Below are 8,123 nucleotides of genomic sequence, written 5' to 3'. Positions count from 1 at the left end.
GGTGGAAGCCGTGGCGACGACGGGCGACAAGGGCCTCTCCACCTATACCGGCTCCGAGATCGCCGAGAATGCCCGGCCCGAGCTGACCTCGGCCAAGATCATCGTCTCGGGTGGCCGCGCGCTGGGTTCCGAAGAGCAGTTCCACGCGCTGATCGATCCGCTTGCCGACAAGCTGGGGGCCGCGGTCGGCGCAAGCCGCGCCGCGGTGGATGCCGGCTATGCCCCCAACGACTATCAGGTCGGCCAGACCGGCAAGATCGTCGCCCCCCAGGTCTATGTCGCGGTCGGCATCTCGGGTGCGATCCAGCATCTGGCCGGCATGAAGGACTCCAAGGTCATCGTCGCGATCAACAAGGACGAGGACGCCCCCATCTTCCAGGTCGCCGACATCGGCTTGGTCGGCGACCTCTTCAAGCTGCTGCCAGAGCTTACCGAGAAGCTGTGATCCATGCCCCCGCCGCCGTCCCGGAACGGGGCGGGGGAAATCGCCGTGAACGCTATCATACCCGATTGTTACGCGTGCAATTCTTCGTCTAAACCAATGGGATGAGTGATAATCTGACCGATCCTGCGCAGTCTCGCGTCCGTACCATCGCCGATCTGGCACGCCTGGCGGGCGTGTCTGCGGGAACGGTGTCGCGCGCGCTGGCCGGTAAGTCGTTGGTCAATGAGGAAACCCGGCTGCGCATCCAGGCGCTGGCCAGTGCGCACGACTTTCGCCCGAACCAGATGGCCAGCCGGCTGCGGACCAAGCGCACCGGCGTGATCGGCGTCGTCGTGCCGCTCGGCCACGAACGTCGCCAGCATCTGTCCGATCCGTTCTTCATGACGATGCTGGGCCACCTTGCCGATGCGCTGACCGAGAACGGCTATGACGTCATGCTGTCGCGGATCATTCCGGATGCCGATGACTGGCTGGAGCAGATCGTCAATTCCGGGATGATGGACGGCGTGCTGCTGATCGGCCAGTCGGACCAGTTCGACGTGATCGAACGCGTCGCGCGTCGCTACCGTCCGCTCGTCGCCTGGGGCAGCACCATGCCCGATCAGATCCACTGCGCGGTGGGCAGCGACAATATCGCGGGTGGACGCCTGGCCGGCGAGCGCCTGATCGCGCGCGGGGCAAAGCGGATCGCGTTTCTGGGTGACGTGCGCGCGCCCGAGATCCGCCAGCGTTACGAGGGTGTGGCAGCGGCGATGGCCGCGGCGGGGTTGGCGGACGGCCCGTTGCAACTGACCACGCATCTTGCCTCCGACATCATGGAGCAGGAGATCGCGCAGCATCTGTCCGCGGTCGGCGACCGGATCGACGGCATCGCCGCCGCGTCCGACGTGATCGCAATGACGGCCATGCGCGTGCTGGCCGATCGCGCGATCAGGGTGCCCGACCAGATCCCCGTCGTGGGCTATGACGATCTGCCGCTCGCGACGCAGACGGTGCCGCGGATCACCACGGTGCGGCAGGAGATCGCGGCAGGCGCGCGGGCCATGGTGCAGGCGCTGTTCGCGCGCATCGCGGGGCAGGATGCCCCGGGTGTCGTCATGCCGCCGCTACTGATCGAACGCGATTCCGCGTAAACCGCTTGGCGATGATATTATACTGTATATAAGAGGCTTGTGAGCCTCCTGCCGAGGCGTAACCCTGTCGCCATCGGAGAAAGCCATGCCCTATCACGCCCGCAGGATCAGCACCGGGACGGGGCGCCTGGCCGGCGTGATGGCTGCACTGCTGCTGACCAGCGCGGCGCCGGCTATTGCCGCTCCGCAGGGTGGCGCCGCTCCACAGGGTGGTGCCGCTCAGCAGGGTAGCGCCGATGCCCGGCTGAAGGCGCTGTATACCGCGGAATATGCCTGGCGCGAGCGGCAGCAAGGCCCCGGCGAAGACAAGCCCGACGACGCGGCCGGCGGCCTGCCCGATGTCGGTCCTGCGGCACAGGCGGCGCGGCTCGCCCGTTGGGAGGCGACCGCACAGGCCCTGCAGGCGATCCGCCCCGCCGCCTTGTCGCCGGCCGCGCAGGTGGATTATGCGGTGTACAAGGGGCAGATCGACGCGCTGGTCGCCGCCCAGCGCTACCGCGATTACGAGATGCCACTGACGGCGGACACCAGCTTCTGGAGCGATATCGCCAGTGCGGCGCGCGGGCGCTTCGTCGCCGAGCGGGATTACCGGCGCTATATCGCGACGCTGCGGGACGTGCCGCGCTATTTCGACCAGCAGATTGCCAATATGCGTGCCGGGCTGCAACGCGGCTTCACCATACCGCGTGTGACGCTAAAGGGCCGGGATATCGGCGTCGCACAGGTGGCGGACGCCAAATCGATCGAGGATTCGCCGTTCTGGGAGCCGATGCGGACGATGCCGGGCTCGATCCCTGCCGCGCGGCAGAAGGCGTTGCGTGACGAGGTTCGCGCCGCGATCACCAGCGCGGTGGTGCCCGCGCATGCCAAGCTGCTGACCTTCCTGCGCAACGACTATATCCCCGGTGCCCGGCCGACCACGGCTGCGGCCGATCTGCCCGATGGCACCGCCTATTACCGCTCCAAGATTCGCGAATATGTGACGCGCGACATGACCGCCGATGCGGTGCACGCCACCGGTCTGGCCGAAATGGCGAAGATCCGTGCCCGGATGCAGCAGGTAATGCAGCAGGTGAAGTTCGAGGGCGATCTTCCCGCCTTCCTGACCTATCTGCGCACCGATCCCAAATTCTACCCCAAGACCCCCGAGGAACTGCTCTACCGCGCGGCGTGGATCGCCAAGACCTTTGACGGCAAGGCGTCCGAATGGTTCGGTCGCCTGCCGCGCAGCCGCTTTGCGATCAAGCCGGTGCCCGCCGACCTTGCGCCTTTCTATACCGGCGGGCGCGGCGGGCCGGGCATCTACCTCGTCAATACCTACAATCTGCCCGCAAGGCCCTTTTATGCGCAGGTGGCGCTGACCCTGCACGAAAGCGCGCCCGGACATGCCTTCCAGATGCCGCTGGCGATGGAGAATGAGGGCCTGCCCAAGTTCCGCCGCGACTCCTACCTGTCGGCCTATGGCGAGGGCTGGGCGCTGTATGCCGAGGCGCTGGGTGAGGAAATGGGGATGTATGAAACGCCCTATGACCTGTTCGGCATGCTGTCCTATCAGGCGTGGCGCGCGGCGCGGCTGGTGGTGGATACCGGCATTCATGCCAAAGGCTGGACGCGCGAACAGGCGCAAGCCTATCTGCGCGACAATACCGCGCTATCCAACCACGAGATCGAGACCGAGGTCGATCGCTACATCGCCTGGCCGGGGCAGGCGCTCAGCTATTATATGGGGCAACTGGCCATCCAGGCCGCCCGTTCGCGCGCTGAAAAGGCGCTGGGCGACCGCTTCAACATCCGCGCCTTCCACGATGCCATCCTGCAACTGGGATCAGTGCCGCTCAGCGTCATCGATGCCCGTGTCGACCGGCTGATCGCGGAGGGCGGAAAGGGACCATATCCGGACGAGGAATGATTGCTGAATTATTTCTGCGATCGACTCGCACTTGCATTGACGCTGCGATAGATTCGCAATAGCAGGTCCCCCGACAATAAGGGGGACCACATGACTGCTGCTGTTGCCGCGCGCTCATCGGGCGCTTTTCTGGCCTTGTCCTGCATCGGCGCGTTCGCCACCGCGCCCGCCGGGGCGGACGAGGTGAAGCCGACCGCCGCTGCGCCTGATCAGGACCGGCCCGAGATCGTCGTCAACGGCCATCGCCAACGCCCGGATGCGGACCCGAAGCAGGTCGCCCCGCTGGTCGATACGCCGCGATCGGTGATGGTGCTGACATCGGATGTGATCCAGCAGACTGGCTCGACCACCTTGCAGGAGGCGCTGCGCACCATTCCCGGCATCACCTTCGGCGCGGCGGAGGGCGGCAACCCGCTGGGCGATCGCCCGTTCATCCGCGGCTTCGACACGCAAGGCTCGATCTATCTCGACGGGGTGCGCGATATCGGCGCCCAGAGCCGCGAGGTCTTCGCCGTCGACCGGGTGCAACTGGTGCGTGGGTCGGATTCGACGCTCGGCGGCCGGGGCGGGGCGGGCGGCACGATCAACATCGTGTCGAAGCTGCCGCAATCCGGCACTTTCGGGCAGGTGTCCGGCAGCTATGGCAATGCCGATTTCAAGCGCATCACCGGCGATGTGAACGTGCAACTGGCCGATGGCATAGCCTTCCGGGTTCAGGGCCTGTGGCATGATCAGGACGTGGCCGGGCGCGATGCGATCTATAACCGCCGCTGGGGCTTCGCGCCGTCCTTTGCCATCGGGCTGGGAACGCCGACGCGGTTGACCGCCAGCTATTACCGGCTGGAAACGCACGAGCTACCCGATAGCGGGCTGCCCTATCGCTACAATCTGGTCAACGCGCCGGGCACCGGCACCATCCTGAACGAACCGGTGCTCGGACGCTTCACCACCATCGGAGGCCAAACCGGGGTGGTCGATCGCTCCACCTTCTACGGGCTGGTCGACCGGGATTTCCGCGACACCAGCACTGATCAGGCGATGGTCCGGGTAGAGCATGACTTTGCCGAAACGCTGACCCTGCGCAACACCGCCCGCTATGCGCATACCACCCAGGCCTATATCTTCACCCAGCCCGACGACAGCCAGGGTAACGTCTTCGGCACGTCGGCCGCGCCGGTGACGGGCACGGCTGCGCAACGCGGCGACCGGGTGAATGGCGGCTTCCTGTGGCGGCGCGCCAACACGCGGCACGGTGTCGTCGACAGCATCGTCAACCAGACCGATCTGTACGGCAAGGTCTCGACAGGTGGCATCGCGCACAGCTTCGCGGTCGGGGCCGAGTTCGCCTGGGAGAAGGCACGCCGCGGCACTTATGTGCTGGCAACCGGCAGCACGGCCAGCCCGCGCTGCAACACCGCGACGCTGGCCCGCTTCCATTGCACCGACGTGTTCGCGCCCAACCCGCGCGACCCGTGGCGCAACTATGTCAGCGACACCTCGACGGTGCAGACGCCCATCGTGCGCGGCGCGCCTGCGACCGAGACGCAGCAGGATGCGACGACACAGGGTGTATATGCCTTCGACTCGGTCACGCTGCTGCCCGAATTGATGCTGAACCTGGGCGTGCGCTTCGATCGCTTCCGGTCGAAGGTGACGCCGCCCGGCACGATCCAGGCCCCCGTTCGGCGGACCGACGAACTGTTCAACTGGCAGGCCGGCCTGATCTACAAGCCGACGCCCGAGACCAGCCTCTACGCCAGCTACGCGACATCGGCGACGCCGCCCAACAGCCTGACCGGCGAGGGGCGCGAGGATAATGCCTTGCCCACCAGCCTCGCGACCCAGCAGAACCGCGACATATTGGATTCGCTTCAGCCGCAAAAGACGAAGTCGTACGAGGTCGGCGCCAAGGCCAGCCTGGTCGGCGATCGCCTGCAACTCGGCCTCGCCGCCTTCCAGACCGATATCAGCAATGCGCGCGTCACCAGCGAGCAGAACACGATCGCGTTCATCGGCCGCAGCCGGGTGCGCGGGATCGAGCTGTCGGTGTCGGGCACCATCCTGCCGGGCTGGACGGTGTTCGGCGGCTACAGCTATCTCGATCCCAGGATCCTAGATGGCGGCTTCTCGGTCCTGACCGCGCCGGCCGTCGGCGCACGCCCGGCGCAATCGGTGGTGGTGCCCTCGGTCAACACCGGTCGGCAACTCCCGCAAACGGTGAAGAACAGCTTCTCCGCCAGCACGAATGTGGAACTGTTCCAGCGGCTCAGCATCGGCGGCACCGCCATCTACATGGATCGTCAATATGGCGGCTATCAGGACAATCGCAGCGCGGTGCAGAATGCCGCGGGCACGGTGACGGTCAATCCGGCGAGCAAGCTGCTCGTCCGCACCATCCCCGGCTATTGGCGGTTCGATGCGCGCGCGGCGCTCCGCCTGACCGACATGATCGAACTGGCGGTCAACGCGCAGAACCTGACCGACAAGGCGTATTTCAGCCAGGCCTTTACCAGCCATTACGGCATGATCGCGCCGGGGCGGACGGTGTTCGGCACCGTGAACGTGCGCTTCTGATGCCGGCGACCGATCCCGTCAAAGGCTCGGGCGAGGCGTTGCGCGCATGCCTCGCACAGCCCGGGCCTGCGCGGGTGGCGCTGGTTCGCGACGCAGCACAGGCGGGCGAGGCGGAGGCGCAACTGGTCTATGGCCAGATGCTCCTCGACGGCACCGAAACCCGGGCGGACCCGCGCGAGGCGCTCGACTGGTTTACCCGCGCCGCCGCGCAGCATCATCCGATGGCGCTCAACATGGTCGGGCGCTGCTACGAACTGGGCTGGGGCTGTGCGGCCGATGCGGTGCGCGCGGTCGCCTGCTACCGCGTCGCCGCCGAACGGGGGCTGGCGGAGGCGATGTATAACTACGCCACGCTACTGGCACTCGGCCACGGCATCGCCGCCGATCGGGTGGAGGCGCTGGGCTGGCTCGAGCGGGCGGGGTCGATGGGCTATGCCAAGGCGGTGAACTTCATCGGCAGCTTTGCCGAGGATGGCTGGGCCGGCCCGCGCGATATGGTGAAGGCCGCGCGCTGCTACGCCCAGGCGGCCGAGGGCGGCGACTTCCGCGCCGCCTTCAACCACGCCCGGATGCTGGGCGCTGAAGGGCAGATCGAGGGTGCGCTGGACTGGCTCGGCCGTGCGGTTTCCGCCGGCACGCCTGCCTTTGCCGCGCGGGTCGTCCATTGGTGCGCCGCCAGCGACATTCCCGCCTTCCGCCGCTATGCCGGGACCATCAGGGAGGGCAGGGCATGTTGATCGCGGTACCCGATGTGCTGGACCAGGACGCGGTGACCCGGCTGCGCGGCGTGATCGACGCCGCCGAATGGGTCGACGGCAACGCCACCTCCGGCCCGCAATCCGCGCTCGCCAAACGGAATGCGCAACTGCCTGAAGGCTCGCCCGCCGCGCGGGAGGCGGGGGGTATGGTGCTCGATGCGCTGGCCCAATCGCCGCTGTTCATCGCCGCCGCGCTGCCGCTCAAGGTCTTTCCGCCGCTGTTCAACCGTTATGCGGGGGGCGACGCCTTCGGCCTGCATGTCGACAACGCGATCCGCATCCAGCGGGGCAGCGACTTCCGCATCCGCTCCGACCTGTCGGCGACGCTCTTCCTGTCCGATCCGGACAGCTACGACGGCGGCGAGCTGGTGATCGAGGAACAGTTCGGCGAACAGCGGGTCAAGCTGCCCGCCGGGCACATGGTCGTCTATCCCGCATCCAGCCTGCACCGCGTGACGCCGGTGACGAAGGGGGCACGCGTCGCATCCTTTTTCTGGATACAGTCGATGGTCCGCGACGACGGTGCTCGCCGCATCCTGTTCGAACTCGACCAGAGCGTGCAGGATATTGCCGGCCGGGACGGGCAGGATCATCCCACCACCATCCGCATGACCGGCGTCTACCACAATCTGCTCCGCCGCTGGGCGGAGGCCTGAAGCTCAGGCCGCCGGCGCCGGTCCCCAGCCGAGCCCAAGCGCCTTTTGCAGCGCGATGAAGTCGCTCGTCATCGCGGCCGTCGCCTGGGCCAGCGACTGTTCCGCCGACAGCCGCTGCCGCTCCAGCGTGTCAATCAGCGTCGCGGTGCCCGCGGCATAACGCTGCTGCTGCAGGGCGGCGGCACGGTCCGCCGACGCCTTGGTCCGCGCTGCACTCGCCACCGTGCGCCTGCGTGCGCCGTAGCGGGACAGCGCATCCTCGGCATCGCGCAGTGCGGTCAGCACGGACGCGCGGTACTGCGCCGCCGCCTCGTCGCGCACGCCCTTGGCTTGTTCGACGCGTGCCGCGTTGCGACCGAAGTCCAGGAAGTTCCAGCTCAGGCGTGGCATACCCAGCGTGAAGAGGTTGCCGGCATCGAACACGTCGCCGGGATTGGTGCCGCCAAGCCCCAGCATCCCCATCAGGCTGATCTGCGGAAAGCGCTGCGCCTCCGCCACGCCGATCCGGGCATTGCTCTGCGCCAGTTGCCGCTCGGCAGCGCGGATATCGGGCCGGCGCTGGAGCAGGGCGGCGGGATCGCCCACCGCGACTTGCGCCGGGGGCAGGGGAACGCGCCCCGGCGCCGCCAGCGTCGCGTCCAGCGCGCC

The 8,123-nt window shown here is 67.3% G+C and carries 7 protein-coding genes; 6 read left to right on the top strand and 1 reads right to left on the bottom strand.

Translation table 11 applies throughout. The annotated features are described in order from the left end of the window. The 6 genes from Q0U08_RS14815 to Q0U08_RS14790 form a co-directional block, all read left to right on the top strand. Positions 1-445 (top strand): FAD-binding protein (locus Q0U08_RS14815; RefSeq protein WP_298092245.1); only part of this gene is annotated, 445 nt, incomplete at its 5' end. A gap of 101 nt (positions 446-546) precedes the next feature. Continuing rightward, the gene (locus tag Q0U08_RS14810; protein ID WP_298092243.1) at positions 547-1,578 is read left to right on the top strand and encodes a LacI family DNA-binding transcriptional regulator; all 1,032 of its coding nucleotides are present in this window, start codon (positions 547-549) and stop codon (positions 1,576-1,578) included. A gap of 85 nt (positions 1,579-1,663) precedes the next feature. After that, entirely contained in the window at positions 1,664-3,487 is a 1,824-nt protein-coding gene (locus Q0U08_RS14805; protein ID WP_298092242.1) for a DUF885 family protein, read from the top strand. A 90-nt stretch (positions 3,488-3,577) separates the two neighbouring features. Then, positions 3,578-6,061, top strand: coding sequence for a TonB-dependent siderophore receptor (locus Q0U08_RS14800; protein ID WP_298092240.1), 2,484 nt, complete (start codon positions 3,578-3,580; stop codon positions 6,059-6,061). After that, on the top strand, positions 6,061-6,798 hold the full coding sequence (locus Q0U08_RS14795) for a tetratricopeptide repeat protein (RefSeq protein WP_298092238.1): 738 nt from the start codon (positions 6,061-6,063) through the stop codon (positions 6,796-6,798). The genes Q0U08_RS14800 and Q0U08_RS14795 overlap by 1 nt, the downstream gene beginning before the upstream one ends. Then, the gene (locus tag Q0U08_RS14790; RefSeq protein ID WP_298092236.1) at positions 6,792-7,475 is read left to right on the top strand and encodes a Fe2+-dependent dioxygenase; all 684 of its coding nucleotides are present in this window, start codon (positions 6,792-6,794) and stop codon (positions 7,473-7,475) included. The genes Q0U08_RS14795 and Q0U08_RS14790 overlap by 7 nt, the downstream gene beginning before the upstream one ends. 3 nt (positions 7,476-7,478) lie before the next feature. On the opposite strand, the gene Q0U08_RS14785 is transcribed toward Q0U08_RS14790, so the two are convergent. Continuing rightward, the coding region (locus tag Q0U08_RS14785) for a TolC family protein (protein ID WP_298092234.1) at positions 7,479-8,123 on the bottom strand (645 nt) is incomplete at its 5' end.

Origin of the sequence: uncultured Sphingomonas sp., assembly GCF_946477935.1 — a bacterium.
Lineage (GTDB): Bacteria > Pseudomonadota > Alphaproteobacteria > Sphingomonadales > Sphingomonadaceae > Sphingomonas.
Note: the sequence above shows the minus strand (reverse complement) of the source record. Positions and strands in the feature narration are given on the sequence as shown.

Bases quoted from the DNA above. Each gene is read 5' to 3' on its own strand.
- Q0U08_RS14810 (WP_298092243.1), top strand. From the start codon at position 547: ATGAGTGATAATCTGACCGATCCTGCGCAGTCTCGCGTCCGTACCATC.
- Q0U08_RS14805 (WP_298092242.1), top strand. From the start codon at position 1,664: ATGCCCTATCACGCCCGCAGGATCAGCACCGGGACGGGGCGCCTGGCC.
- Q0U08_RS14800 (WP_298092240.1), top strand. From the start codon at position 3,578: ATGACTGCTGCTGTTGCCGCGCGCTCATCGGGCGCTTTTCTGGCCTTG.
- Q0U08_RS14795 (WP_298092238.1), top strand. From the start codon at position 6,061: ATGCCGGCGACCGATCCCGTCAAAGGCTCGGGCGAGGCGTTGCGCGCA.
- Q0U08_RS14790 (WP_298092236.1), top strand. From the start codon at position 6,792: ATGTTGATCGCGGTACCCGATGTGCTGGACCAGGACGCGGTGACCCGG.